Source organism: Streptomyces sp. NPDC090994 (genome assembly GCF_044768905.1).
Classification (GTDB): domain Bacteria; phylum Actinomycetota; class Actinomycetes; order Streptomycetales; family Streptomycetaceae; genus Streptomyces.
Genome location: NZ_JBIVWS010000014.1, coordinates 23,486 through 50,165, shown reverse-complemented (window position 1 = coordinate 50,165; position 26,680 = coordinate 23,486). Strand labels below are relative to the sequence as shown.

Genomic DNA, 26,680 nt, shown 5'->3' with positions numbered 1-26,680 from the left:
TCTTGAAAACTAATCAGGCAACGGTCACAATACATATTGGAACACCAGCAAGGCGCTTGCGTCGACTGTGACTGCTGCGTTAGATTCGCGTTAGATTTGGATGGTGAGAGTGGAGGTGGAGATGGGGGGCAGCGACCCGGTAGCGGCCGTACTCGACCGGATCCCGTTCGACGGCCCGGTGCCGCCACTGCCGGACCCGGCGGAACGCGTCAGGCTCCGCGAGGCGTTCGGCTGGACGGTGACGCAGATGGGCCAGGCCAACGATGTGCGCCGCGAGACGGTGTGGACCTGGGAATCGGACCCTCCCCGCACACCGCGCGGCGAGAAGGGACAGCGGTACGCCAGGATCCTCGCCTACTTCGCCGCCGAGCTCGCCCGCGCTGGTGCGCAGGACCCCTCCGCCAACCTGGAACCCGGACCCGAGCCCGAGCCGGCGCCCGACGCGGCCGCCGCGGAGGCAACCCCTCTCGAGTTCGACTTCGACTTCGACTTCGACATCGAGGACCCTCCCGAGCTGTCCTGGCCGGACCCCGATCCCGCTCCCGCCCTCACGGAGACGGCGCAGCCGGAGTTCGACGCGCCCGAATCCTTCATTCACCTGCCGGAGGGGGTCACCCGGCTCTGCGTCCGCTGCGGGCAACCGACGTCGAGCGTCGTGGACGGCCAGCCCCGCCACGTGTACCTCCAGGCCATGGCCGCCATGGGCATGCCCCGCTGCGGCACCCGGCCCACCGCGCGGAACGAGACGCCGACGCCCACCGTGGCTGCCACATCCTCCGCCGCACCGGCGGCCGCCGCACGGGCAGCCGCCGTACCGGGCGTCGCTCCGGCGCTCCCCGCTGCCGCCGCACCCTCTGTACCCGCCGCCCCTGCGCCGGCCGCGCCGCGCCGCCCGGCCGCCGCCCCGGCCTCCCGCCGCAAAACGGTGAAGAAGCCGGCCGTAAAGCCGGTGCCCCCGGAGTACGCCGACGGCCCGCTGGCCGTCCTCGACATCACCGACGGCGCCCTGACCGCGCACCTCGTCGACGGCCGCACGCTCCCGTGCCCGGCCAAGACCCTCCAGGCCCTGGCCGCCTGGGCACTGGACAAGAAGAAGATCCGCCTGGGGGCAGTCAAGCTCCACGACAACGGCTTCGACCAGGACCCGCTGCTCGTCCTCACCGAAGGAGCCGTGGCCCACTTCAGCCTGCCCACCGACCTCGCGGACCAGGAGGACCTGCGCCTGCCGGCCGACGACAGAATCGTCAAGAACATCACGAAGGCCGGCTGGGAGCTCACCAAGTCCGGCTTCGGCCCCTGGGCCAGGATCTTCAAGCGCCTCGACGGCAAGCGCCACTGCGTTCAGCTCGCCCTCGTGCCCTGGGGCGCGTTGGAGACCCGTGCCTGGGGCAGGGCCGGGGACCTGTCCGCAGCCGACCTCGCCGCCATGCTCGGCACCTACGCCCGCCTGGTCATCACCCCCCGCGGCACCCTCGCGGTCACCGGCGACGAACTCATGACCGCGCTGCGCCCGCCCACCAAGGCCGAGTGGAGCGAGAAGGAGAACAAGTACGTCTCGGCGAAGGTGCCCCACACCCTCCACACCGTCGTCGAGCCCGCCCCGTGCGAGGCACCCGACGAACACCCCGTTGTCGCCGCCGACTACCCCGAGGAAGGCTCCCGGCCCGCCAGCGAGGCCCTCGACGAGGAAGCCTGCATCTGGGTCCGGCCCGCCGAACTGATCACCGACGACGAACGGGCCCGCACCCACGTCGCCGCCCTCGACGTACAGGTGGCCTTCCTCGCCGCATGCCGGCGCCTCCACGTCGGCACCGGCCCGGCCATCCACTACCCCCGCAACCCCGACTTCGACCCCGACCTGCCCGGCTCCTGGTACCTGGACCTCTCCCACGTCGAGACCGACCCGCGCCTGCCCAGTCCCTTCACCTCCAGCGGCGCGCGTCCAGAAGGCCCCGCCTGGTACGCCACCCCCACCGTCGCCTACGCCGTCGAACTCGGCGCCGACGTCCGCCCCATGGAAGCCTGGGTCCGCGAGACCCACAGCCCCTACCTCCAGCCCTGGTACGACACCCTTCGCAACGCCTACCTGACCGTGATGGCCGACCTCGGCGTCACCCAGGACCTCGACGACGAAGCCTTCCTCGCGGCGATGGCCCGCTACAAGGACGGCGACCCGCTCCTGGTGACCCTGGCGAACGCCATCAAGGCCACCGCCAAATCCGGGATCGGCAAGCTGCGCCAACGTCCCAACATCGGCCTCGACCACGTCTTCGGCACCCCGTGGCCGGCCCTGAAGCGGCTGACGTGGCGGCCCGACATCCGCGCCATGATCCTGTCGAAGGCACGCACCAACATGCACCGCAAGATGTACAACCTCGCCACCACGGCGGGCCGTTACCCCCTCGCGGTCAACAACGACTGCGTCGTCTACGCCGTCGACGGCGTGTCCCCGCTGCCCCTCCTGCTCGGCCCCGACGGCGAGCCGATCCGGGGCGGGTTCCGTCTCGGCGTCAACCCGGGCTCGGTCAAGCACCAGGGCTCCCAGACCATCGACTGGGCGCTGGACCTGCTCGTCGCCGGAGTGAACATCGCCAACGAGATCAAGGACGTCTCGCTCGTCCGCGTGGCCTGAAGAGGAAGCTGACTGACTGTGGGACTGATCGAAGACCGCCTGGAAGAGGCCGCCGAGACCGCCTTCTCCCAGCCGATCCCCAAGACGCTCGGCGCGCGGATCCGCTTCCTGCTCAAGCAGGAGAAAGGCGTGAGCCGCGCCGAGGCCGCCCGCGCGGTCGCCGAGAAGATCGGCAAGTCCCAGCGCACCGTCGAGCGCTACCGCGACGACAAGATCAAAACCGCGAAACCGGAGACCGCCGCCCTCATCGAAGCCACGGTCAAGCAGCTCTGGCAGCCGATCGTCAAGGCGAAGAAGCTCCAGGACGCCATCACTACCGGCGGCATCAAAGTGGACGTAAGAGGAAAATTTGGCTTCAAGTCTCCCAAGGGCACCACCAATGACCCCCGCTACCGCCGCCTGACCCGCCGCCTGGACGCCACCACCGCCGCAGCCCTCTTCGAAGCCAAAGAGGCCGGCGCCTCGGAGGAAGACCTCGCCCAGATCGTCGCCGACGGACTGCGTGACGACTACTTCACCGACGGCGGCTCGCGCGCCACGTCCCTTCAGTCGGTCGCACTGACCGGCATCGACCACATCAAGTTCAGCATCACCTGACCCGCCGCCCGCACCCGGCTGAGAGGACCGGCCACCCCGTGACCGCGACCATCACCACCCCGCCGCCCAGGATCAGGCTGCGCCCGCACCAGTCCAAGGCCGTCCACGCTGCGCACACCGCGCTGCGCCTCACCGCCCGGACCTCCGTCGTGATGGCCTGCGGCACCGGCAAGACGTACGTCGCCGCGCGCACCGCCGCCCGTGTCGCCCCCCAGGGCACCCGGCTGGTGCTGCTGCCCACCCTGGAGCTCCTCGCCCAGACCATCGACGACTGGCGCACCGCCGGCATGACCGGCCCGGTTCTCGCCCTGTGCTCCAAACGCCCCAACACCTCGGGCGAGTCCGTCGCGTTCACCACCAACCCGGCCGCCTTGACCGCCGCCGTCCGCCAGAACCCCGGCCTGACGGTTTTCGCCACCTACCACTCCCTGCACCGTGTCCAAGACGCCCACCACCGCTTCGGTCTGCCCACCTGGTCGCTGGTGGCTGTCGACGAAGCCCACCGCACCAGTGGTGACGTGGGAAAACGCTGGGCCGCCGTCCACGACGACGAGTTGATCCCCGCGCACAAGCGCCTCTACCTCACCGCCACCCCGAGGATCTGGTCGGCCGGCGAGCCCGGTGACGACGAGGACGACTCGCTCGTCGCGTCCATGGACAACCCGGCCCTCTACGGCGACACCTGCTTCCGTCTCCCGCTCGCCGAGGCCATCGACATAGACCTCCTGGCCGACTACCGCGTCGTCGTCATGGAAGTCCACGAGGCCACCATCCGCACCCGGCTCGGGATTTCCGACAAGGCCACCGAAGCCGAGCTGCGCCAGGCCGCCCTCCAGATCGCCGTCCTGCGTGCCATGGCCGAGCTCGACCTGCGCCGCGTCGTCTCCTTCCACCACCGCGTCGACGACGCCCACGCCTTCGCCGCCACCCTCCCCGAAACCGCAGCCCGCCTCTACGCGCTCGACGAGACCGGAACCAGCTGCCCCGACCCGGGGGAACTGTGGGCGGCCGGCCTCGACGGCACCCAGGACCCCGCCTACCGCCGCGAGCTCCTGGACCGCTTTGACGGCCGCCCCGGCGAGTTCCTCGAACCGGCCCACCGCACCGTGATCGCCAACGCCCGCCTTCTCGGCGAGGGCGTCAACATCCCCAGCATCGACACCGTCGTCTTCGCCGACCCCAAGGAGTCGATCGTCGACACGGTCCAGGCCGTCGGACGCGCCCTTCGCCAAAAGCCCGGCCAGGGAAAGAAAGCCACCCTCATCGTTCCCGTCTACGTCGCCCCCGGCGAAGACGCCGACGACCTCATGGGCTCCAACCTGTACCGGCCGCTCTGGCGGGTCCTCCAGGCGCTGCGCGCGCACGACGACCGCATCGCCGACCGTCTCGCCGTCCCCCAGCAGCCCGCCCACCCGGCCCCGGACAACGAGGACGAGGAGACCGGCGTGCCCGTGGACGTCGTCTTCGACCGGCCCTTCCCCGCCGACACCATCGCCCAGGCGTTCCGGCTGCGCGTCCTCCACCCCCGCGAGGCGTCCTTCCGCCGCGGCCTGGAAGCGGCCACCGCCTACCAGCAGACCTACGGGCACCTCGACGTCCCCCGCCTCTACGACGACGAGAACGGCTTCGCACTGGGCCGCTGGATCAACCGCATGCGCAAGGCGTACGCGGCCGGCACCCTCAAGCCCGCCCAGATCAAGTCCCTCGAACACCTCGGCATCATCTGGAACCTCCAGACCCAGGCCGCCGAACGCGGACTCCTCCACGCACGCAACTGGGCTGCCAGCCGCGGCCACCTCGCCGTTCCCAGCGACGAGATGATCGGCGACTACGCCTTCGGCCGCTGGCTCACCAACCGTCGAGCCGCCGCACGCACCCGCGCGGAAAACGGACTGGAACCCGACCCCACCGACACCGCGCTCACCGAGATCGACCCGTACTGGAACCCCGCCTGGCCGATCACCTGGCAGCGCCTCTACTACACCGCCCGCGCCTACGCCGAGGCCAGCATCGTCCTCGACGACCTCCCCGCGGACTTCATCACCGACGACGACGAACCCCTCGGCGAATGGGTCCGCACCCAGAGCACCGACTACAGCACGCTCCACCCCGAGCAGCTCCGGCTCGTGCGCGAACTGGGCGTCACCCTGATCGAACCCGCCGAAGATGAGCCGCCGCAGCCCACCGGCCGCGCCGCCCGCCAGCAGAGGCAGCTCGACCAGGGCCTGGCGGCCGTCGCCGCCTTCCGCGACCGCGAAGGCCACGTCCACATCCGCCAGCGCGACACCGTCACCGTCGACGGTGAGGAGTGCAAGGTCGGCCAGTGGCTCAAGAACCTCCGCAAACGCTGGGACACCCTTTCCCCCGAACACCTCCAGGCCGTCACCGCCGCCGGCATCACCCGCCACCCGCAGCCGCCCGCCACGCTCACAGCCACCCCCGGCACCTGAACCAAGCTCCTCGAAAGACCCGGCCCGCCGCCGGCGAAACTCCCGGCCACGAACGGTACGCACCCACCCCCTGCTCAATTCGTCGGCCAGCTACCGCAGCCGGGCGGACGACTCTTCCCACCCACCCAGGAACCCTCCATGCCCGCACCGCAATACCGCGTGACCATCGACCCGTCCGTACCGGCGAGCCAGGCCGCCCTCATCGCCGGGGTCCCGCCCGAGCTCCTGCCTCCCGCGCACGGAAACGTCCCCGCGCGCCCCGCGTGGGCCGGCAAGCGGCCAGGTCTCTTCGATCGCGGCGAGTCCTACCGCTGGTTGTGCTACCGAGAGGGCTACGCCGCAGCCGTCACATACCGCGGCCGGTACCAGGTGGAGGAAGTGCGTGAACTGCCGGACGACCTCAAGCCTCTCCAGGCCAGGATCGCCGCGGTCACCGAGGCCGGCGCCTCCCTGCGCGACGAGGAGACACGGCTCACCCTCGCCGCCGAAGCGCGCGCACTCACCCAACTCCTCGCCCGGCACGCAGAGCTGTCCGAGCGCAGCCACACCCTCAACGCCAGCACACCGGCCCTCGCCGATCCCGCGGCCGACCACGTCTTCCGCGACCGCCTCACAGCAGCACTCAAGGCGGTCGAAGACCGCATATCCCACATCGAGGACGCTCTGCAGACCGCCCGGGCCTCGGACCTCGCCGACGCCGAGGCGGCGCAGCGCGCGGCAGCCGTCCCCGAAGCGCAGCAGCTCAACGACGACGCTCTCGACCTCCTTGCACGAGCATCGGCCGGCTCGCTCGCCACGCACCTGCCGCGTCAGCACACCTCCCACCCGCCTGCCCCTCCCACGACCTCGCCGGAACCGAACTGACCCCTCCGCACCCCGCGCTCGGGGCCCCGCTGCACGACAGATCAGCCGCGCTGCCCGCGACGGTCAGCCCGGCGTTGGCGGCGAGTGGATGCCTTCGGCGCGCCATGCGGGAGCGAGGTCGGTGTCCGGTCAAAGTGGGGGTGGGCCACGCCCCGAGCGGCCTCACTGTCAGACCCCGGTGACAGGATGACGGCACAAGCGTCGCGTCCGCCCAGCAGGCGCGGCAACCCGAACAGCACGGAGTACCGCACATGAACCGCAGTGAGCTGATCGAAGCCCTCGCCAAGCGCGCCGAGGTCACCCGCAAGGACGCCGACGCCGTCCTGGCCGCACTCGCCGAGACCGTCGGCGACGTCGTCGCCAAGGGCGACGAGAAGGTCACCATCCCCGGCTTCCTGACCTTCGAGCGCACCCACCGTGCCGCTCGCACCGCCCGCAACCCGCAGACCGGCGACCCGATCGACATCCCGGCCGGCTACAGCGTGAAGGTCTCCGCGGGCTCCAAGCTCAAGGAAGCCGCCAAGGGCAAGTAGCCCGCCGTGCCCGGGCAGCGGCTCATCACCGGAAGGCCATGTTCCCCAGACTCACAGCGCAACGGCATGCCGCGACCACGCGGAGCAGGATAGACGTGCCGCCCACGGGGTAGAACGGACGACGGACGCCTTCCGGTGACGGACGGCTCCACCTCCAGACCAACCGGGAAGCGCCCGGCGACATCGAAGGACAAGCAGCATGGCCAGCGGCACCGTGAAGTGGTTCAACGCCGAGAAGGGCTTCGGCTTCATCTCTCAGGACGACGGCGGACCGGACGTCTTCGCGCACTACTCCAACATCTCCGGCAACGGCTTTCGCGAGCTCAACGAAGGCGAGCAGGTCACCTTCGACGTGACCCAGGGCCAGAAGGGCCCCCAGGCCGAGAACATCGTCCGCCGCGGCTGACACCCGAAAATGCGCGCCACCCCCCGGACCCCACTGTGTAGAGTGGCGTCACCGACGCGGGGTGGAGCAGCTCGGTAGCTCGCTGGGCTCATAACCCAGAGGTCGCAGGTTCAAATCCTGTCCCCGCTACTGACCGACGGGCCTGGCATACAGCCGGGCCCGTCGTCGTGTCCGGATACCGCGCTCTCCCTGGGCGTCGATGACGATCCTCGTCGAACGCCCGGCGGGCTGGCTGTGCGAAGGGGCATGCGCCGGCCAAGAGGGGGCGTTGTCGGAGGCGGGCAGTACTGTCCGCACAGCCGACGAGATGGGGACAGGATGGCTGGGGGCAACTTCCACGAGCGTGCCGACGAACCGGCCCTGCTGTACGTGGTACGGCACGAAGGGCTGGCTGCGCTCAAGGTCGGGGTGGTGGGTGCCGCTTCCCGGGAGGCGCGGCTGAGCGCTCACGCGCGGCAGGGCTGGGTGACAGAGATGGTGACGGGGTTCGAGACCGGACGCCAGGCCCTGCAAGCTGAGCGTGCCGTGCTGGGATTTCTACGGGAGTGCGGGGCCACCGATCGGCTGCTTCAGAGGGAGATGCCTCAAGGCGGGTACACGGAGACTGTCGCACATGCCGACCTGGTAGATCTCGACGTTGACCTTCTTGCAGCGATCGCTCAAGCGGCCGGCCGCATCATCCGCCGAGCCCACTGTCCTTTGTACCAGTGGACTCGCGACTACCTCGCTGCGGGAAAAGCCGCGCTGGACCTGATCGACGAAGGGCACAAGGAGCTGGCCAGGGAACATCTCCAAACCTTGCTGGACCTGGGTGAGGAGATGATCCGCCATCTGGGGCCCCGCGAGCCGCAGGAGGCGCCCGTGACCGTGTGATCCGCACCTTCCGGCCCGACCGCAGCCCTCCGCATCGGCATCGCCGCTCAGTCCCGGCGAGGCGTTTTCGTATGCTCCGCCGGACCGGGGGCACGCCCTTGCCCGCGGCGCGTCTGGAGCCGGCCGGCTCCAGAGCTTGGACACGCAGGGCTGGAGGACTTGATGCGCGGCACGACGGTCGCCGGCCGGTACCGGCTGAAGGAGCCGATCGGCAACGGCGGCATGGGCACCGTGTGGCGCGCCGAGGACCTCCACCAACACCACGACGTCGCCCTCAAGATCATCTCGGCGGGGGAGGGGGACCCGGTGCGGGAAGCGGCCTTCCGCCGCGAGGCACAGGTCGCCGCGCGACTGTCCCACCCGAACGTCGTCGCCGTCCGGGACCACGGCGCCGGCGACCTCGACGGCCGCCGGATCCTCTTCCTGGCCATGGACCTCGTCGACGGACGGCCGCTGAACATGCTCACCGGCCGCCTGCTCCCTGTCACCCAGGCCCTGACCTGGACGATCCAGATCAGCCGGGCGCTGGAGACCGCCCACCGATGCGGCATCGTCCACCGCGACCTCAAGCCGGCCAACATCCTCATCGACCAGGCCGCCGGCAACGCCGCGAAGCTGTGCGACTTCGGTATCGCGCGCCTGGCCGAGGCCACCCACCACACCCTGACCGTGACCGGCGTCGCCATCGGCACCCCGGCCTACATGTCGCCCGAGCAGGCCCGCGGCGACACCACGCTGGGCTCACCCAGCGACCTCTACTCGCTCGGCTGCCTCCTCCACGAGCTGCTCACCGGCTCCGTCCCCTTCACGGGCACGGGCTGGCAGGTCCTCAACCAGCACGTCCACGACGAGCCGGCCCCGCTGTCCGCCCTGCGCTCCGGCGTACCCCGCGAGCTCGAGCAGCTGGTCCTGGAGCTCCTCGACAAGGACCCCGACCGCCGGCCGACTGCGGCCGACACCCGCACGCGGCTCACCCGGCTGCACACCGAGCTGGCCGCCTTCGCCGACGCACCCACCGCCACAGCGCACCGCCACCCGCCCACGTTGGTCGCCACCACGACCTCCGCCGGCCGCCACCGTGAGCCGCTCGCCCGCGGCACCGCGGTGTGCGCGGCCGGCCTGACCGCGGCCGTCGTCACTGGTGCCCTCTCGCTCACCACCACCGTGCCGACGCCCTGGACGACTGGGATCGGCATGCTCGCCGGGCTGCTGCTCGCCGTCCTCTACCTCCTCGACCCACCCCAGACTCCGCACCCCGGGCAGCTGAGGATCACCACGGCCGCCCTCACAACCCTGCTGCTCCTCACCGGCGGCGCGGCGCTCGCCGTCCTCGCCACCGACTTCTCCCGGTGGGCGACCGCCCTGACCATCAGCGTCCTCGGCGGGCCCGCCATGGTCGCCTGCGCCAGCGGTGTGCGCCGCATGGTCGAGCACACCCTCCACCGTGCGGCCTGGCACGGCGACCTCGCGACGACCGCCGGCGCCCTGCAGACCGCCACCGTGCTGATCGCCGCCCACCACGCGGGCCTTCCGCCCCTCGCCCTCACAGCCGTCACCGCCGTGCTGTGGCCAGCCACAGCACTTCTCACCGCAGTCCTCTCATCTCGCCGAACCCACCGCGCCCCTCACCCGGCAGCCCGGACGGAAGCCGCCGAACTCCGGCGTGTCACCCGACCCCGAACCGCCGTTACCCCCACATGAACGACGCCACCACCGTCTCCGGGGAGACCATTCCCGGACCCGTGATCGACCAGCTCCTGGCCACCGTCGCCTGCGCCGACGGTGCACGCGCCATCGCCCACACCACCCTCACCGAGGAAGCGGCCTACACGTACGGCCTTGCCTACGGCCTGTCCGGCGGCCGCGACCTCCACCACGACGCCCACAGCGCCGGGATCGGCAATCTCCTCGGCCACGCGGTGCCGGCGGCCGTCGCCTTCGCACTGCACCACCTCGGTGCCCTCCTGCCCGACCTGACCACCGAACAGTGGGAGCGCCTCGATGCCGCCGCCACCAGATTGCACCTGAAGATCTGCGAGGACCTGACCGGAGCGAACGGCACCGGCGACGAACCCTGCGCCCCTTCCGATGCCGTGAACTGAGCCCGGTCGGCCCGGCGCCTGGGCGCCGAAGCGACGGGCGTGCAGCACATCCCGTCGGCGGCAAGGCCGCGGTCGGCGCCGATGTCAGTGGCCGCCTCTATGCTGCGCCGCACAGCGAGGCACGACCCCGCTCACCCTTCACGAGCGGGGAGTTGAAGCATGGCGCGCACCGGCCGGCCACGGAAGGACCTCCGCGAGCCCGAAGAGATCATGCGGGCGGCGGGACTGGAGCCGCTGGAGCCCTACCCCGGAAGCTCCGCGCCCTGGCGGTGCCGCCATACGGCGTGCGGGCGGGAGGTGACCCCACGCCTGAGCAACGTCACCAAGGGACAGGGCGGCTGCGTGTACTGCTCCGGGCGGGCCCGGATCGAGCCCGAGGCCGCGGCCGGCGTGATGCGGGCGGCCGGCCTGGAGCCTCTCGAGGCCTATCCCGGCAGCGACCGGAAGTGGCGGTGCCGTCACCTCGCATGCGGACGCGAGGTCACACCCACCTACGTCCGGATCAACTCCGGTGCCGGGCCCTGCCGGTGGTGCGCGCCGAACGCGCCGGTCGACCCGGACGTCGCCGCGGCCGACATGCGGGCCGCGGGCCTGGAACCTCTCGGCCCGTACCCGGGAGTGGACACGCCGTGGCCCGTCCGATGCCGGGCGTGCGGAGCGCCCGGGAAGCCCACGCTGGGCTCCATCCGGCGGGGTCAGGGCGGCTGCTACCCCTGCGGCCGGCGCAAGGCCAACGAGTCGATGCGCCACGACGCCGAGACCGCGGCAGCGGTGATGCGGGCGGCGGGCCTGGAACCGCTGGAGGCGTACCCCGGCACCGCGTTCCCGTGGAAGAGCCGCTGCACCAAGTGCGGGTCCATCGTCTCCCCGCGCCTGGGTTCCCTGACCGGCCGGAGCCGGCGCCCGGGCTGCAAACCATGCGCCGACCGGGCCAATGGTGAGGCACAGCGCCACGACGAGGACCTGGCCGTCGCCGAGATGCGTGAGCACGGATTCGAACCCCAGGAACCGTACCGTGGGGTCAAGTACCCCTGGCGGTGCCTGTGCCACGGCTGCGGCACCATCACCTCGCCGACCTTCGGGTCCATCCTCGCCGGCCAGAGCGGATGCCGGCGCTGCGCCGACCTCCGCGCCGGTGCCGCACGACGGGAGGGCCCCGAGCGCGCCGCCGCCTCCATGCGCGAGGCCGGCCTCGAACCCCTGGAGCCCTACACCACGACCATGACGCCCTGGCGCTGCCGCTGCACCACCTGCGGCCGCACCTCGACGCCCACCCTGGCCAAGATCCGCAGCGGCCGCAGATGCAAGTACTGCGCCCGCTTCGGCTTCGACCGCGCCGCGCCCGCCCGCGTCTACGTCGTCACCCACGCGCAGCACGGCGCCGTCAAGATCGGCGTCGCTGGCGCTCTTCAGCGCAACGACCGCATCGCCCAGCACCGCCGCCTCGGATGGGCCCTGTTCTACGAACACCACGTGCCCACCGGCGACGACGCCCTGTCCGTCGAGCAGACGATCCTGCGGCGCCTGCGGGCCGCCGGGCACGGCGTCTTCCTAACCGCCGTCCAGATGCCCAATGGCTGGACCGAGACGTTCGATGCCGCCCGCGTGACCGCCGCCCAGCTTCGGGACGCGATCCGAGAACACCAGACCACCCCAGCCCTTCCCGAGCCGCTGACCCTGTTCTAGCTGTCCAGCCGGGCCGGGTGAGCGAGCCGACCCCAGAGGCCGCGGGGTGGCGAGGAGCGGGGCTCCGCCGCGCGTTGCACTGCCTCGCCGGTCAACTGTTCCACCTCGGCGGTCGCCAAGGCGTCGGCTGTCGTGCGGCAACCGGATCGAGGAACCTGGCGCTTCGCGCGCATTGGAGTCTGTACCCCGGCATGGCGGGCGTCGGCCTCGGCAGCCTGACCGGCGAACAGTCCCGACTCACGCCACGTGGGAGCTGCCGATCGAGCCTTGGCCACCTCTTCCGGCTAACGCTGCATGTCCAATAACTAGACATGTCTATTCTTTAGACACATGATTGGGGGGTGAGTACGGAACGAGAGAACGCGCTGTCAGCACTGCGCGAGTGGTCCGTTCCAGGCCGCCGCGCGGACCTGGTCGCAGCAGCGTGGAGGGCGGGCGCCACGGTGGTGGCCATCGCCGAGGCCGCCCGCGCCAAGAGCCGCCAGACCATCTACGACGACCTCAAGTCCCGGGGCATCGATCCCCGCGACCGCCCGAAGGGGAAGAACATGACCGCTGTGACCGTCGAGGGCTTCAACGGCGTCGATGACGACCAGCCGGGAGGTCCGCTCCACGACGCTGTCGTGGCCAAGCACGAGGGCCGGGCGACGGCGCCCGACTCGCAGGAGTTCGGCAGGATGCTGGCACTGAGTATGGCGCTGGGACAGTACAACGACCTGCGGGCCAGCCTCGCCGAAGAGGAAGACGCCCGTACCGAGCGCGACCGCGCTCTGCACCTGGTCGACGTCCGGTGGGAGGCGCTGGCCGACCCGAACAGCAAGGGCAGCTGGCTGCACGGCCACCAGGCATATGTCCGGGCCGAGGACGACGCCCACCGGGCCATCGACGCATGGAAGGTTGCCGCCGAAACCTTGATGCGCCTGGCGTCCCTCCGTCGCGGAGAGGACGCCGACAGGTTGGTCGATGCCTACGAGCAGTTCATCCTCCCCGCCGGCCACCCTCCGGCGGACAAGCCAGACATCGACGCCGAAGCAGAGGCCGCCCAGCTGCACGAAGCACTGCACACCCAGCACGCCCGCCGCCAACGCCTCGCCGCCGAAACCCTTAGCCTGGCCGCCCGGAACTGACAATGGAGAGCAGCATGCTCGACCGATTCGCCATCGACGACGGCCATCACCTGGCGGAGATCGTCATCGACGAGGACGCCTCCACTGCTGCCGGTACGGCCCGCTTCCGAGTCACGTGCTCCTGTGGCAGGATGCCCCGCCAGCCGGCAGGAACCCGTGAACAGGCTCTGTCCACACATGTCGCCCACGTCAGCACCAAGGTCAGCGCGTCCAAGGGGCCGGAGTGGCTCCCCGTCGGCGCGCGCCTCGTCATCCTGGCGGCGGTCATGCTGATCATCTGGGGCGCTTGTTACGTTACCGGCCGCAACGTCACCCACGACTACGATCTCACCGGCGCTACCGCCAAGTCCGTCCTCGGCGGCTTCCACCTCGTCGGCCTCACCTTGGCATTCGGCCTCATGGTCGCTGTCCGGCGCTACATCGCGCCCATCCGCGCATGACAATTCAGCCCACTCAACGGCCATTTGAACCGGCTCGGCGGGCGGGAGCGGTGCGCGGGCCGTGGCTGGTACGTCTTTCCCGCACCAGGGACGCCAGGGCATGCCACCCGCCGGATCGGCACCGGGCAGCACGGACGTCCCGCCGTGTCCCAGGGTCACCCTTGCCGACGGGGGTGGTCTCCCGCCGGGCGGCCTTCGGGAACAAGTCGTGCCCCGCCGTGCTGGCCTTGGCGGCATGGGGTGCCCGTCTGGCGGGAGAGGGTCTGGCCGGACAGCCCCGCCGCCGGTCATGATCGCCGTATGGGTGCAAGCGCATGGGATACCGAGACAAAGCGACCGATCCATGTAGACCAGGGAGTCGAGGGCCTGCCGATCGGTCTGGCGGGCGGCCGGTACCTGTGCAGGGCCTGCACGGATCCCGTGATGCTCAGGGGAGCCCGGCCCGAAGCGAAGGTCACGCCACACTTCGCCCACCAGGGGGGAGGCCCGTGCCGCATGCCCGAGCGAGAGGCACAGATTGACGCGGACGACCAGGTCGTCATCCAGCTGAGCCACCAGATCCGCGCCCTGCCCGGGGTCACCGGCTGCACCCTCGCCTCCCCCGGAGACGACCCGCACCAGCCGATCGGGCTGCCGCCAGCCGTCATCGCGCAGTGCGGCGACACCACCGTGGTCATTGAACGGCCCGGCACCCTTCCCAACCCGCCGGCCGTACGCCGGCGCATCCTCGCGGTACGCGAGCACCACGTCGGCGCCGCACACGTCTGGTTCCTGCGCCGCGATCCCGGCCAGTTCGGCCAGCTTCTCAGCCACACGGTCCGCCTGAGCGGACGCGACGTCGAGCACCAGCGCGTCGCCCCCACCGAGCAGCAGCTGGCCATCCTCGACGCCGGCGGGCACGTGTACTGGCTCGACGGGAAACTCGTGCTGGTGCCCTACGGCTACCACGCCTTCCGGCACCCCGCCCGCCCTGAGCAGGACTGGACTGCCTGGCCGAAGTGGCCGCGCAACAAGGACCCTCGGGACGACTGGCGGCTCAGCAAACCCCGTCCGGCTCCGACCGCGGACTGCTGGGGACTGGTCCCGATCGCCCTGTCCTCCCTGACCCGCACCCGGGCGGCCTTCCACCCCGCCGACGCGCACAAGATCATGAATGAGCTGTACGCCGCCCAGGAGGGCCGCTACCGCTGGCGCGAGCGACGAGCCCGTGAGGTGTACGCCGAGCGGCACGCTCCGCCGCCCGTCGCGCCCACCCCGGCGGCCGAAGCTCCCGCCGCAGAAACTGAACCGGCTCCCGCCCCCGAGCGCCCGCAGCCGACCAGCCAGCAGGACGCCGAGACGCCCCCGCCTGAGAACGTGATCGCGACGTCCGAGCCGTCCGCGAATCTCACGCCAGCCTTCCCGCCGCGACCTGTTGCCCCGCCTCCGATCCCCCCGCCCCCGCAGCATCTGCCCTCCGTACCCCCGGCGCGCCGGCAACACCGGTGGACAGACGCCCTCCGCATCCTGCGCCGACGGCGTGAGCGCTGACGCTCCAGCAGAACCGAACCAGAGAAAAGCGGTGGGCCCAGTACCGAGCCGTGCCGATACTGGCGGCGAAGGAAGTGAGGTTCCCATGCCGCAAGTCGAACCGCGTGTTCTCGACGTGCTCATGCACGCGGCAAAGGACGCCGCTTCCCATGAGGCCATCGCCGCGGTGCTCGCGGTCGCGGATACCGGCACGAACACGGCCTCCTCGCAGCAGCGTGATGCACTGGTCACTGCGCTACGCTTCAGCCCCTCCGGGACCGGCAAGAGGCAGGACTTCGCCGCAAAGGTCCCTGGTGGTCCGCTCACGGGGCGATTGGCGAGCCTGTCCGATGCCACTGCCGTCCAGTTGGAGATCTGGAGCGCGTACGCCGAAGCCGTCAGCCACCCCTTCGTTCGGGGCCACCTTCATCACCTTCTGCTGGCCGCTGGTCACGGCAGCAGGCCCGAGCGCATCCGGGGCGCGGTCGCCGGATACCTGGACGCGGCACCGCTTCTGCTCGGCGCAGCCGAACGCTTCCGCGGCCTGCGCGGCGCGACCACCTGCCTACGCCGGGCCGGAGACCTCGCCCGGACTTTCAACCAGACCGACCTGTGCAAGCGCGTCACCGACGACACGGTCGCCTTGGCCGAGCACGTCTTGGCCGCCCCCGAGGACGAGCCGCGCATCATGGCCGGTCTTCTGGAGGGACTGCGCGTTCAGCGCTACGACGTCACGGACCTCGCGGAACGTGCCGCACATCGCTATGCCAGCGATGTGTACACCCATGTCGACTTCCTCAAGCTGCTGCAGAAGGAGGCGCCCGAGTCCCGCCGAACCGAAATCGGCACCGCGATCGTCAGCGCCCTCCTTGCCGCAGCCGACGCGGAGACCGGGTTCCGTCGCCACAACCTGCTGACCCAGGCCGCGACCGAAGCCCGGGACCGAGGTCTTTCCGAGCTGAGGATGCGTGCCGAGATGGCTTTGCAACAGACCGACCCGGACTCCCTGGGATGGACCCGCATCGGTGGCCCCATCATGTTTCCGCAAGGGCTGTTCAACTGGGCGCGAGCGCATATCGACGCCGCAGCAGACTTGCAGGACGCGCTGTGGCGAACTGCGGTAGACGTTCATCCGGCGATGCGAGAGCAAGCCGCCGACGCGCGCGCCCGGGAGGGTCTGTGGCGGATCCCGCGCACACGCATCAACACAGCCGGACCCGTCCAGGTCGCCCCGCCCGTCGACGCCGACGACGACCACGTCGTCGAACTGCAGGTCCGCGCGATCGACATCCTCGGATACCTCACCGTCGAGCAGCTCGACCGTATCCACGAGCGCTTCGCACCGGACGAGGCCGAGCTGGTCACCGCCCTGGTCCACGACACCGTCTTGCCGGAGGCCCGCGCTCGGACCCTGTCCTACGCCTTCCGGTACTTCTGGCTGGGAGAACTCGACGCGGCAGCATGCATCGCTCTTCCCCAGGTTGAGCAGATCCTCAGACAGCTCCTGCGTTCCCGAGTCCCGATCGTGTCTGTGGCCAAGGGGCAGACCCCCGGGGCCGTCGACCAGATGGGCGGACTCCTCCGCAGCATGCCGGCCGCCGGGTATCCCCGGGACTGGAGCCGCGCCCTGGAGCTCCTTCTCGTCGACCCTGACCGAGGCATGAACCTGCGCAACAAGGTCTGCCACGGTCTGATCGACACGCTGCCCAAGCACCGCGTCGCGCTCATCCTCCAGGCCGCGCTGTACCTGCTCAGCCACGCTCACGGACATCGCATCCCCGCCCCGCCCGCTCCCTGAGATGTCCCGCCACACGGCGCTCAACAGAGGCAGTGGGAGGACGGCGGCTTTGCCCAGCGTCCGAGCGCTCTTGGAAATTCGTCCGCGCTGACTGTCACACCGCGCGCCGTCCGCACACCTGTAGCAGGTGACAGCGGATCTCACAGCGGGAGTAGCACGTGACCCTCACCCACACTCTCACCCCGTACACGCCCCGGCAGCAGCAGAGCCTTCGCACGACCGAGACGGCCGTCTCCCCGGTCGCCCTGCGCCAGATGGCCACGGGCGAATCCGAAGAGATGGCCCGAGCCGAGCTCACGGACTTCGAGCACCTCATCTCGACACCCGCGCCCGAACAGGTACGCGGAGAGGCACGGATCTTTCACGCGCTGATCGCCGCCTACGGTCGTCACCGCACCACCCTCACCGGCGGCCCTTTCGGCATCCGCAGCCTCACGCCCCGCCTCGACGAACTGGTGGTGCGGATTGCGTCCGCCCAGCTGGACCGGTGGATCGACGCCCTCGCCTACCGGGAGGGGGGAACAGGCGTCGCTGGCCTGCGTTGGGCCGGCCGCCGAGACGGGATCGTCCTGACACTGCCCGGGATGAGGATGGTCCTCGCCGACATCAGCGAGACCGACTGGCGTGCCGCGCTAGGCCGGCGGTCCGCCGACCAGAGCAGCCTGATGCCGTACTGGATCCCTCAGCTCCTCCGTGAACCCGAGTACGCAGCCACCCAGGACGCCGAACTCGCGGGCATCGCCGATCACCTGTGCGCCACCCTGCGCCGGATCCGGCTCCTCGACGCCCTCACCCGAATCAGCGGTCACGTCCACCTGTTCACCACCCGCCACCACGGCAACCTCCACCTGTTCGAGGCATGCGAGGCCACCCCCACCGTCCTGCCGCTGTGGACCTCCCGGTCCGTCCCCCTGGCCCTGTGGCCCGCCGGACCGATTCCCGCCCCGGGTCCTGCGGACCCGCGCACAGCTGTCCTCGACCTCCTCACCGAGATCGAACCCGCCCGCGCGCCCTCCGGCACTGCTGAGCACCCCGCCGCCCGCGCCCTCTGCCACATCGCTGGCCTCAACGCGGCCCCTGTCGTGGTCCAGGCCGCCGAGCACGTTCTCGACGTCGCTACCCGCGTCCTCGCCGACCCTGCCCACGCCGGCGTGTACGCCGCTGGCGGCTGGGCGGGCAGCTGCCGCACGTACCCCGAAGGCACGGTCCACGGAAGCGACCCCTGCCTTCCGCCTGGCGCCGAGATCGTCGCAGACCTCCCCGAGGAAGCCCTTCAGCGCCTCGGCCGGCACTTCTGCAGCCGACCCTCGGACACCTCCCGATCCGACTTCATCAGCGCCGGCCAGGAAGAACTCATCCACCTGCTTGACTGGGCGCTTGCCGCCGCGACCCGCCCCGCCAATCCGGACTGGACCCGCGACAGCGCCGACGGCACGCTTCAGCACACGCAGCCACTGCCCGACCGCGACGGAGTCCTGACTCTGACCGCGACCACTACCGGCGTCTACCGCGTCAGCCTGGACGCACTGGGGCTGAGCGACCTCGTCCACGAGGACGACACAGTGGAGTGGGAGCGCGAGGCCGCGCCCTCGCAGGCCGCCGCCGTCCTGCTGGCCGAACACGCCGCGATCGAAGCTGCGGTCTGCCTGCCCTTCCAGCGCGAACACCGCAAGCAGCGCCTCCTGCTGCCCGCCGCGGTGTCGGCCGAGCCGACCATCCGGTCCGTCATCGCCGGGGCCGACTACGTTCTGGGGTTCTTCACCCTCGCCAGCGTCCTCGGCCGCCTCCACGACCGCGTGGGCGCAACCCAGGGAGCAGCCGACGGGCACTGGCGAGGAGATACCCGCTCCGACAGGCCCGACTGCCCGGCCACCCTCACTGCGCTCGTCAGCGACTGGTTCGCACTGCCCTCACCCCGCCACGACGAAGCCGCCAACACCACCTCGGTCGACAACCCCGTCTACCTCCGTCACCTCGCTGCCCACCGCGCCGCGCTCGACCCGTTCGTCACCCGCTACCTCGCTGCCGCCGACAGCCTCCCCGGCGAGCGCACCTTCGAAGAGCGTCACCTCGCCGGCTTCGCCGCCCTGCGCACCACCGATCTGTCCGCCCTGGCCGTTACCGAGATCAGGCCCGTCGGCGAACGGCTCCTCCGCCTGGTCAGGTCTCTCCCGCAGGACCCCACCCAGCTGACTGCCTGGTACGAACAGCACCTCGACCAAGCCTGGACCCCACCGACCCACGGGAAAAGGAGAAACGCACGATGAGCGATCAAATGCCAGACCCGGCAACCTTTCTCGGACCTACCGGGACGGGGAAGCCTCCTTTGCCGGTCGACGCCGACGCCGGCCAGATCGCGACCGTGCTGAGGCGCGCCCTGCACACCGTCCAATGCCGTGAACTCGGCTCGGAGGCCGCCCAGCAGCAGTTCGGACCATTCGCGGACACCGCAGACAGCCGTGTCACCGTGCTCATCGACGAGGACGAGCTCCGGATCCGCCATCCGGGTCACAGCGAGGTCCACCAGCTGGCGCGCGCGGTCCGGGAACGAGGACCGGCTGTGAACGTCGTGCTGGTGCAGCCCAAGCCGACCATGGCGGTCATGGATGAGATGGCCCACGTGGTCAGGTCGCCGAGTCGGCCTCCGGAGAGGCGCCGGCCGGGCGGCCCAGGCAGGGGGCACGAGCTGGATCGGCTGCTACGAACGGTCCGGTGGTGTCCGAAGGGTGCTCGTGAGGCGACGGACGAGCGGTGACGGCTCGGACCCGCATGGGGTGGTCGACGCGTTCGCAGAGGCGGACATGCGTACGCGCGCCGTGCGAGGAGCGGCGAGTTGCTACGGATTGGGGCAGACACGACCTGGGGGGATACGCCCCTGGGGGATTCTCCTCGGGCCGCCGTTCGGAAACTGGATACGCTTTCGCAGCCGGCCTGTGCGCCGGCCTTCAACCGGGCATGGCCCGTGACGAACCAGGGGGACCAGATGACCACCGAGATTGCACGCACAGCAGGACCCGGACCCGTAGGCGTCCCCGGCAAGCCCGTCGTCTACTTCAGCGACGAAGCCTCCGCCGTGATGAGGCCCCTGCCCGGCCCAGCCCGGCGCCTGCAGTCGCCCTTGGAGACCCTGACTTGGCAGGAGCCTCCAGTTCTGGAAGGCGGGGACGACGAACCGCAGTAACCGAACTGGGTGGGACAGGGGCTGAGAACGAGCCGCGCCGGTCCGCATGTGTACTGGGCCGAGGCTGGCGGGACGTCAGTCGGACAGTGCGCCGGTGATGGTGGGCATCCCCTGGACCGTAGTGACCGAGGCGGTAGGGGCGAGGACCTTGAAGGCATGCTTCCACCCCCGCTCCACGAGGCTGAGAAGTTCTCCCGTGGGCAGCTTCAGCGACAGGCGGTTGTGGCTGGTGTAGCCGAGCTGCCCGTAGAACGTCGTGAGGCTTCGGTCGTGGCGCAGCGTCAGGGCTGTGTATTCGGCGTCCCGGAACGTCTGCTCGGCGTGCTGAAGGAGTGCGCGGGCGATTCCCTGATTTCGGTAGGCGGGGACCACGGCGAGACCGTGGACGGTGGAGATGCGCTCGATGATCCTGCGCCGCATGATCTTGGGCGAGCGGTTCGGGTCGGACATCCATTTGGCGGGGCCGCACGTGATGGCTCCGACGGGAACGCCCTCGCTGTTCTCGGCGATCAGGAAGTGGTTCCTGCGGTGCGAGAGCGGGCCGTCGTCGCTGTCGGTGAGGGCGTGCCGCATGGGGTCCAGGGCACCGGGCAGATCCTCGGCCCGCAACTGGAGGTCGACGAGCGCAATCAGCTCGACGAGGGTGTCGCCGTCCTCTTGAGTGGCGGTACGGATGCGGATGTCGGTGCCGGTGAGGGCCATGAGGGTGGGCATGGTCGAGTCCTTGGTGCTGACAGCCGCACTGGGCGTGGCACGGCTGGAGGGGATGGGATGCGGGCAGAAGGGGGTCAGCCGAGGGGGGTGCTCCAGCCGAAGAAGAGCCAGCTCGGCTCCGGCCCGTCCGTTTCGAGCAGCAGCGCTCCGGCGCTGCCGGAACGGACGCACGGGGCGTCGTCCTCGATCAGGCGGTCGGCCAGCCAGTCGGCGTCGTCCTCGTCGAGGGGGGCGCCGTACGGGACGGGCGATGGAAGGGAGGCGTTGAAGTAGCCCGCCATGACGGGGCCCAGTGCGGAGCGGTTGCGCACGACGGTGACGCGGTCAACCTTCGTCAGGTCCGCGCGTCGCGAGAACGGGTCGACCGGAAGTTTCCGGTCCTCGGCGGCATGGTTCGCGAAGGCGCTCTCGGCGCTGGGGCCGCTGGCGGTGAAGCGGAAGACCATGGGTTCCAGGTGCATGACGATCCTCGCAAGAGCGGGCGCCGTGTAACTGTCGGCGCACAGATGGGAATCCCGGCGTGACGCGGGTGAAGTGAGGGGGAGCCGGTATCCGGCGACATGACCAAACTACATACTGAAATCAAAATAAGCAACACGCTTGAGTGGGGTCCTCGTGTGTACGGCGCGGACCCGACGCCTGCGCAGGTCACAATGGAGGCGGTCTCGACGGCGTCCGGTTACTGGGGGAGTGTCTTTGTCCATCGACCGTCTGCAGCCCATCAGCCCTGCAGCGCTGGCCACTCGAAACCCGCACCCCGAGATCCCGGCCTCCCGCGCCGAGACCGCCGAGGGCCCGACCTTGTCCCTGATGAACGCGGAGACCTTCCGCAGCACGCTGCAACGCGCTGTCGCCCAACGCGCTCCCGCGGCGGCGATCGCCGCCGAAGCCGTGCACCGCATCGCCCGGGGGCACCTCGACGTCGCCGCCCTGCGGACGGTGCTCCTCGATACGGCCGAAGCACAGGACTGGGCGCCCGTCCGGCAAGCCGCCATCCTCGCCGTCGCTGCCAGCCCGGCCCTGGCGCCGAGCATCATCTCCATGCACGCCCAGATGCTGAGAACGCCCGCCGCGACCGTCCGCGAGGGGCAGGGGGACGACGGCCTGCCGTTCTTCGTGGCGCAGGCCACCTTCGCTCCCACCGGCCGCGACGTCACCGGCAGCGTTCAGCAGGCCCGCACCCGCAAGGCAGCCAGGCAACAGGCTATGGCCGCCCTCATCGCTGCACTCGCCGGCCTGCCTGACCCACTGGCCGATCGTGCGGTGCAGAACTGGAGCTGGGATACACCCGCCGTCCCGCTCCGAGCCGCTCCGGCCGGGGACTCCAACGCCGTCTCGGTCCTCAACGAGTTTCACCAGGCGGGCCACATCACCCGGCCCGACTACCGGCCCCCGACCCCGTCTCCTACCGGCTTCGCGGCCACGGTCACCGCCGTACACCGCGGCCAGCAGCTCATCGGCGAAGGCACCGGATCCAGCAAACGGCAGGCCCGTGCCGAAGCTGCCGACCGCCTCCTCAAAGCCCTGGAGAAGGCCCTCGGCGCCGACGAACCCCAGCCGCAGCCGGCACCCGAGCCGACGGCCACACCCCTGCCGCCCGCAGCACCCGCGCCGCCCGCCCTCAACCAGGAGACACCACCCGCCCTGACCGCGGGTCCAGGTGACCTGTTCGCCGCGCATCGCGCGATCGAGCAGGCCCTCGCGGGCGGCGCCGCCCTGACCCTGCTGCCTTCCCGCCACCCCGCCCGGGCCTCATGGATGCTGTTCCAGCCCGACGGCACACACCTGCAGCTGCTCGACAGCATGCCGGCGCCGCTCCAGCCGGTCACCCGCGACCTCGTCCTCGCCGGGACCGGCGGCATCATGCCCCGCCGCGCCACCGTGACCGGCGTCGCTGTCCCGGTCGGTCTCGCCCTGACGGCTCTGCTCACTCCCCGGGAAGGCGAACACGCCTCCGTCACCGGCTGGCGCCCCTGCCTCCGACTGGCCGTGGCGTGCGTGGCGCAGCAACGCGTCTACCCCGCCCTGACCGCCGACGGCCAGGGCTGCTGGCGCATCGGGCCGATCACCGAACCGCTGCGCACCGCCGTCACCGCGGCCGCCGCCCTGATGGCCCCCGAAGGGCACTGCCTCCTCGCCGGCACCAACCCCATCCGCGTTCCGTCCCCCGAGCACGCGGCGTGGCCCCTGCTCGACGCGGTCGCCGATACCCTCCTGCGCACCCCCGCCGCCGCCACGCTGCTGGGCTCCGGCCCGCACACCGGGCCAGCCGGCCAGGACGCCGATCCGACGCCGGAATTGTGGAGGTGGGCGGACGCGATCGAGGACGGCGTCGACCCCCACCCCTCTCCGCGCCTGGTACTGCGCATCAAGGACCCCGAGGCAAACGGTCCGGTCCCAACCGCTCTCGCCGTCCTCCACCTGGCCGCCGGTGGCCAGGACGAGACCGTCGCGGCGATCACCGTCTGGGACGGACAGCGCACCCACGCCGACCTCACCCCCGCGGTACTGCCCGGCGTGCGCCGCACGCTGCGCCGCGCCGCCCGCCACTTCCCGCCCCTGGCCCAACTCGCCGCCCAGGAACGCCCCCACCGCCTCTCCCTGACCGCCGAGGACCTGGCCCATCTCCACGACCACGCCACCGCCCCGCTCGGAGAGGCCGGCATCACCGTGCAGTGGCCCCCCACCCTCCTCGGGGCCCTCACCGCCACCGCCGTTCTCGGCACCCACGACCCCTACGACGAGAACGAGGGCACGACGGGCAGCGGCTACCTGGCCCTGAACCGGCTGGTGGACTGCCGCTGGCACATCAACCTCGACGGCGAACCGTTGACCGAACAGGAGATGACCGCGCTCGCCGACGCCGCCTGGCCGCTGATCCGGCTGCGCGGACGCTGGCTCCTCGTCGACGACGTCACCGCCGGTCGAGCCCGAGCCCGCAACCTCGCGCCCCTGCCATCCCTCGACGCGCTGACCGCCGCCCTGTCCGGCACCCTCACCCTCGACGGCGAAGCGCTCGAAGCCCGACCCGCCGGCGCGCTGGCCACCCTCATCGACGCGCTGCGCCAAGCCCCTGACGACTCCCGGCCCACCCCGCCACCGATCGCTCTGAAGGCGACGCTGCGCCACTACCAGCAACGCGCCCTGGGCTGGCTGGCGAACATGGTCGACCTGGGCTTCGGCTGCTTGCTCGCCGACGACATGGGGCTCGGCAAGACCCTGACGACCATCGCCCTGCACCTGAACCGCGCCGAGACCACCACCGGCCCGACGCTGGTGGTCTGCCCGGCCTCCCTCATCACGAACTGGGAACGCGAGATCGCCCGCTTCGCGCCCTCCACCACGGTGGTGCGCTACCACGGCGCCGGCCGGACCCTCGACCCGGACGCCCTCGAACCCAACACGGTCGTCATCACCACCTACGGCACCGCGCGCCGCGACACCGCCGCCCTCGCCACCGCCGAGTGGGGCCTGGTCGTCGCGGATGAGGCCCAGCACATCAAGAACCCCACCTCCGCCACGGCCAAAGCGCTGCGCGCCCTGCCGGCCCGCAGCCGGATCGCGGTCACCGGCACCCCGGTGGAGAACAACATCACCGAGCTGTGGGCCATCCTCGACTGGACCAACCCCTCCCTCTTCGGCACCCGCAAGGCATTCCGCACCCGCTACGGCGCCGTCGAGAAGGACTCCACCTCACCCGCCGCAGCCCAACTCGCTCGACTCATCAGCCCGTTCATGCTGCGCCGACGCAAGTCGGATCCCGGCATCGCGCCCGAACTGCCGGGCAAAGTCCACCACCACCGCATCGTCGCCCTCACCGACGAGCAGACCGGCATGTACGAGGCGACTGTCCGCGACACCATGGACGAGATCGCCACCAGCACCGGGATCCATCGCCGCGGCCTGGTCCTCAAACTGCTCCAGGCGTTGCGCCAGATCTGCAACACCCCAAGCCTCTACCTCAAGGAGCCGCTGGAGGACATCGACCCGGCGGACCTCGCCCGCCGCTCGGGCAAGCTGGCAGCCCTGGACGACCTCATGCCCACCCTGGCCGAGCGCGGCGAAGCGTCTCTCATCTTCACGGGTTACGTGCAGATGGGCCGCATCCTTGAGCAGCACCTCCGTGCCCGCGGCCGCTCCGTCCGTTTCCTTCACGGCGGGACACCCCAGTCCCGCCGCCAGGACCTCGTCGACGCCTTCCAGAACGACCCCGACCCCGCCCCGGTGTTCATCCTGTCGGTCAAGGCGGCCGGCACCGGACTCACCCTCACCCGGGCCGAGCACGTCGTCCACTACGACCGGCCCTGGAACCCCGCCGTCGAGGACCAGGCGACCGACCGCGCCCACCGCATCGGCCAGCACCGCACCGTGCAGGTCCACCACCTGATCACCGAAGGCACCGTGGAAGACCACATCAACGAACTCCTCGCCCGCAAACGGGCCCTGACCGAGGCGGTCCTCACCTCCGGCGAGAGCGCCCTCGCCGATCTCGACGACACCGAACTCAACGCGCTCGTCGCCCTTGCGAGGGTTCGATGACCGGCTCCGGCAACATCCGCAACATGGCCCCCCTCGTCGCCGCCTGGAAGCAGGCCTTCCACCTGGCGACCAACGGATCCGTCTCCTACGGCAAGGGCCTCAACCTCCACCGCAACGGCGCCATCGCCCAGATCCATGCGCAACCCGGCCGCCTGACGGCTGCCGTCACCGCGAAGAAGGCCACCCACCAAGCCGCCCTGCTCCTGCCCGAACTGACTGAAACGCAGTGGGACACCCTCGCCGGCCGTCTCGCCGGCAACACCCAAGCTGTCGCCGACCTTCTCGCCAACCGGGTTCCCGCCGCCATCGCCGACCCGGGCCACGCCCGTGGCATCGCCATCGTGCCCGGGGCCGAAGAGATCGCCTTCTCCTGCTCCTGCCCCACCGGCCGCACCGGCCGCGTGTGTGACCACAGCGCCGCCCTCGGCCACGCCGTCACCGAACGGCTCGCCGTCACGGCCTCAGTCCTGCTCGGCGCCCGCGGCATGTCCGCCCGCGCCCTCGCCGGCCTCGTACGCGACCTCGTGGCTGACACCGACCCCGGCACCCTCCCGGCGGACGCTGACGGAACCGTCCGCGCCGACCAGCTCTACTCCCTGGCGGCTCACCGGGCCCCGCACCCCACGCCCGAACTCGACCTCGACCCCGTCGTCCCGGTCACCACCACCCTCGACGACCCGCCCGTTCCCGGCCCCCGCGCGCAGGACCTGGCCTGGATGACCCAGGACGCGGCCGACCGCGCCCGCGCCCTCCTGTCCGCGGTCTCAGACCAACCCCACGACGACCTTGCCGACACCGTACGGATCATTGCCACCCCCCACGGTGTCGACCGGCTCCCGGCCGCCGCCGACGCCACCGGTCTCACCGAAGCCGCGCTGCGCGCCATGATGATCGGCTACCGCCACGGCGGCCCGGCCGGCGCCCATGCCACCCTCGCCGCGGCCACAGTCCCGCCGAGCACGCTGGAACAGGCCGCAGAGGCCCTCCGCACCTCCCGCACCGTCACCCTCGGCGTCATCGACATCGCCGACGGATCGCTCACCGACTCGACCGCCGGCGTCCAGATCCGGCCCGGTCTCGATGGTCGGTGGTACCCCTTCACGCTCTGGCGAGCGGATGAGTGGCGCCCCGCCCCCGGAGCCTGCGACGATCCCGCCGAAGCCTTCCGTGCCGCGCGGCGCGCCCGCGCCGCACGACCACTCAGGTGATAGCCCGACCCCCAGCCGACC

The 26,680-nt window shown here is 70.9% G+C and carries 20 protein-coding genes and 1 tRNA gene; 19 read left to right on the top strand and 2 right to left on the bottom strand.

The window, feature by feature from the left end:
* Positions 1-121 precede the first annotated feature (121 nt).
* From tap to ACIQR3_RS25640, 17 genes are all read left to right on the top strand, one after another.
* Positions 122-2,632, top strand: coding sequence for a telomere-associated protein Tap (tap, locus tag ACIQR3_RS25720; RefSeq protein WP_403542857.1), 2,511 nt, complete (start codon positions 122-124; stop codon positions 2,630-2,632).
* An 18-nt stretch (positions 2,633-2,650) separates the two neighbouring features.
* Positions 2,651-3,229 carry a telomere-protecting terminal protein Tpg gene (gene tpg / locus ACIQR3_RS25715; RefSeq protein WP_403542856.1) on the top strand — a complete coding sequence of 193 codons (579 nt, stop codon included), beginning with the start codon at positions 2,651-2,653 and terminating at the stop codon, positions 3,227-3,229.
* A gap of 38 nt (positions 3,230-3,267) precedes the next feature.
* The gene (locus ACIQR3_RS25710) at positions 3,268-5,679 is read left to right on the top strand and encodes a Helicase associated domain protein (protein ID WP_403542854.1); all 2,412 of its coding nucleotides are present in this window, start codon (positions 3,268-3,270) and stop codon (positions 5,677-5,679) included.
* A gap of 138 nt (positions 5,680-5,817) precedes the next feature.
* Positions 5,818-6,543: a hypothetical protein gene (locus ACIQR3_RS25705; protein WP_403542853.1), complete on the top strand. Its 726-nt coding sequence runs from the start codon at positions 5,818-5,820 to the stop codon at positions 6,541-6,543.
* Positions 6,544-6,794: 251 nt separating this feature from the next.
* A complete protein-coding gene (locus tag ACIQR3_RS25700; protein WP_398015769.1) occupies positions 6,795-7,076 on the top strand; it encodes an HU family DNA-binding protein in 282 nt (93 codons plus the stop codon).
* A gap of 199 nt (positions 7,077-7,275) precedes the next feature.
* Complete coding sequence (locus ACIQR3_RS25695) at positions 7,276-7,482, top strand: cold-shock protein (protein WP_047181530.1); 207 nt, start codon at positions 7,276-7,278, stop codon at positions 7,480-7,482.
* Positions 7,483-7,537: 55 nt separating this feature from the next.
* Positions 7,538-7,611: transfer RNA gene (locus tag ACIQR3_RS25690), tRNA-Met, on the top strand.
* 189 nt (positions 7,612-7,800) lie between these two features.
* Positions 7,801-8,355, top strand: coding sequence for a hypothetical protein (locus ACIQR3_RS25685; RefSeq protein WP_403542850.1), 555 nt, complete (start codon positions 7,801-7,803; stop codon positions 8,353-8,355).
* A gap of 162 nt (positions 8,356-8,517) precedes the next feature.
* Positions 8,518-10,056, top strand: coding sequence for a protein kinase (locus tag ACIQR3_RS25680; RefSeq protein ID WP_403542848.1), 1,539 nt, complete (start codon positions 8,518-8,520; stop codon positions 10,054-10,056).
* Positions 10,053-10,457 (top strand): hypothetical protein, encoded by a 405-nt coding sequence (locus ACIQR3_RS25675; protein ID WP_403542846.1) that lies wholly within the window; start codon positions 10,053-10,055, stop codon positions 10,455-10,457. The genes ACIQR3_RS25680 and ACIQR3_RS25675 overlap by 4 nt, the downstream gene beginning before the upstream one ends.
* 159 nt (positions 10,458-10,616) lie before the next feature.
* Positions 10,617-12,143, top strand: coding sequence for a hypothetical protein (locus ACIQR3_RS25670; RefSeq protein WP_403542844.1), 1,527 nt, complete (start codon positions 10,617-10,619; stop codon positions 12,141-12,143).
* Between the two features lie 341 nt (positions 12,144-12,484).
* A complete protein-coding gene (locus tag ACIQR3_RS25665) occupies positions 12,485-13,270 on the top strand; it encodes a hypothetical protein (RefSeq protein ID WP_403542843.1) in 786 nt (261 codons plus the stop codon).
* 14 nt (positions 13,271-13,284) lie between these two features.
* Positions 13,285-13,710 (top strand): hypothetical protein, encoded by a 426-nt coding sequence (locus ACIQR3_RS25660; RefSeq protein ID WP_403542841.1) that lies wholly within the window; start codon positions 13,285-13,287, stop codon positions 13,708-13,710.
* 495 nt (positions 13,711-14,205) lie between these two features.
* Positions 14,206-15,240 (top strand): hypothetical protein, encoded by a 1,035-nt coding sequence (locus ACIQR3_RS25655; RefSeq protein WP_403542840.1) that lies wholly within the window; start codon positions 14,206-14,208, stop codon positions 15,238-15,240.
* Between the two features lie 85 nt (positions 15,241-15,325).
* On the top strand, positions 15,326-17,017 hold the full coding sequence (locus ACIQR3_RS25650) for a DUF4209 domain-containing protein (RefSeq protein WP_403542838.1): 1,692 nt from the start codon (positions 15,326-15,328) through the stop codon (positions 17,015-17,017).
* A 158-nt stretch (positions 17,018-17,175) separates the two neighbouring features.
* A complete protein-coding gene (locus ACIQR3_RS25645; RefSeq protein WP_403542836.1) occupies positions 17,176-19,284 on the top strand; it encodes a hypothetical protein in 2,109 nt (702 codons plus the stop codon).
* Positions 19,281-19,772, top strand: a complete 492-nt coding sequence (locus ACIQR3_RS25640; RefSeq protein WP_403542834.1) for a hypothetical protein — start codon at positions 19,281-19,283, stop codon at positions 19,770-19,772. The genes ACIQR3_RS25645 and ACIQR3_RS25640 overlap by 4 nt, the downstream gene beginning before the upstream one ends.
* 501 nt (positions 19,773-20,273) lie before the next feature.
* On the opposite strand, the gene ACIQR3_RS25635 is transcribed toward ACIQR3_RS25640, so the two are convergent.
* Together ACIQR3_RS25635 and ACIQR3_RS25630 are read right to left on the bottom strand one after the other, a co-directional pair.
* Positions 20,274-20,912, bottom strand: a complete 639-nt coding sequence (locus tag ACIQR3_RS25635; protein ID WP_403542832.1) for a GNAT family N-acetyltransferase — start codon at positions 20,910-20,912, stop codon at positions 20,274-20,276.
* Positions 20,913-20,986: 74 nt separating this feature from the next.
* A complete protein-coding gene (locus tag ACIQR3_RS25630; protein ID WP_403542831.1) occupies positions 20,987-21,373 on the bottom strand; it encodes a hypothetical protein in 387 nt (128 codons plus the stop codon).
* A 235-nt stretch (positions 21,374-21,608) separates the two neighbouring features.
* Here ACIQR3_RS25630 and ACIQR3_RS25625 point away from each other — a divergent pair, with 235 nt between their 5' ends.
* Both ACIQR3_RS25625 and ACIQR3_RS25620 read left to right on the top strand, forming a co-directional pair.
* Positions 21,609-25,451 carry an SNF2-related protein gene (locus ACIQR3_RS25625; protein WP_403542829.1) on the top strand — a complete coding sequence of 1,281 codons (3,843 nt, stop codon included), beginning with the start codon at positions 21,609-21,611 and terminating at the stop codon, positions 25,449-25,451.
* A 23-nt stretch (positions 25,452-25,474) separates the two neighbouring features.
* Complete coding sequence (locus ACIQR3_RS25620; RefSeq protein ID WP_403542828.1) at positions 25,475-26,659, top strand: hypothetical protein; 1,185 nt, start codon at positions 25,475-25,477, stop codon at positions 26,657-26,659.
* Positions 26,660-26,680 lie beyond the last annotated feature (21 nt).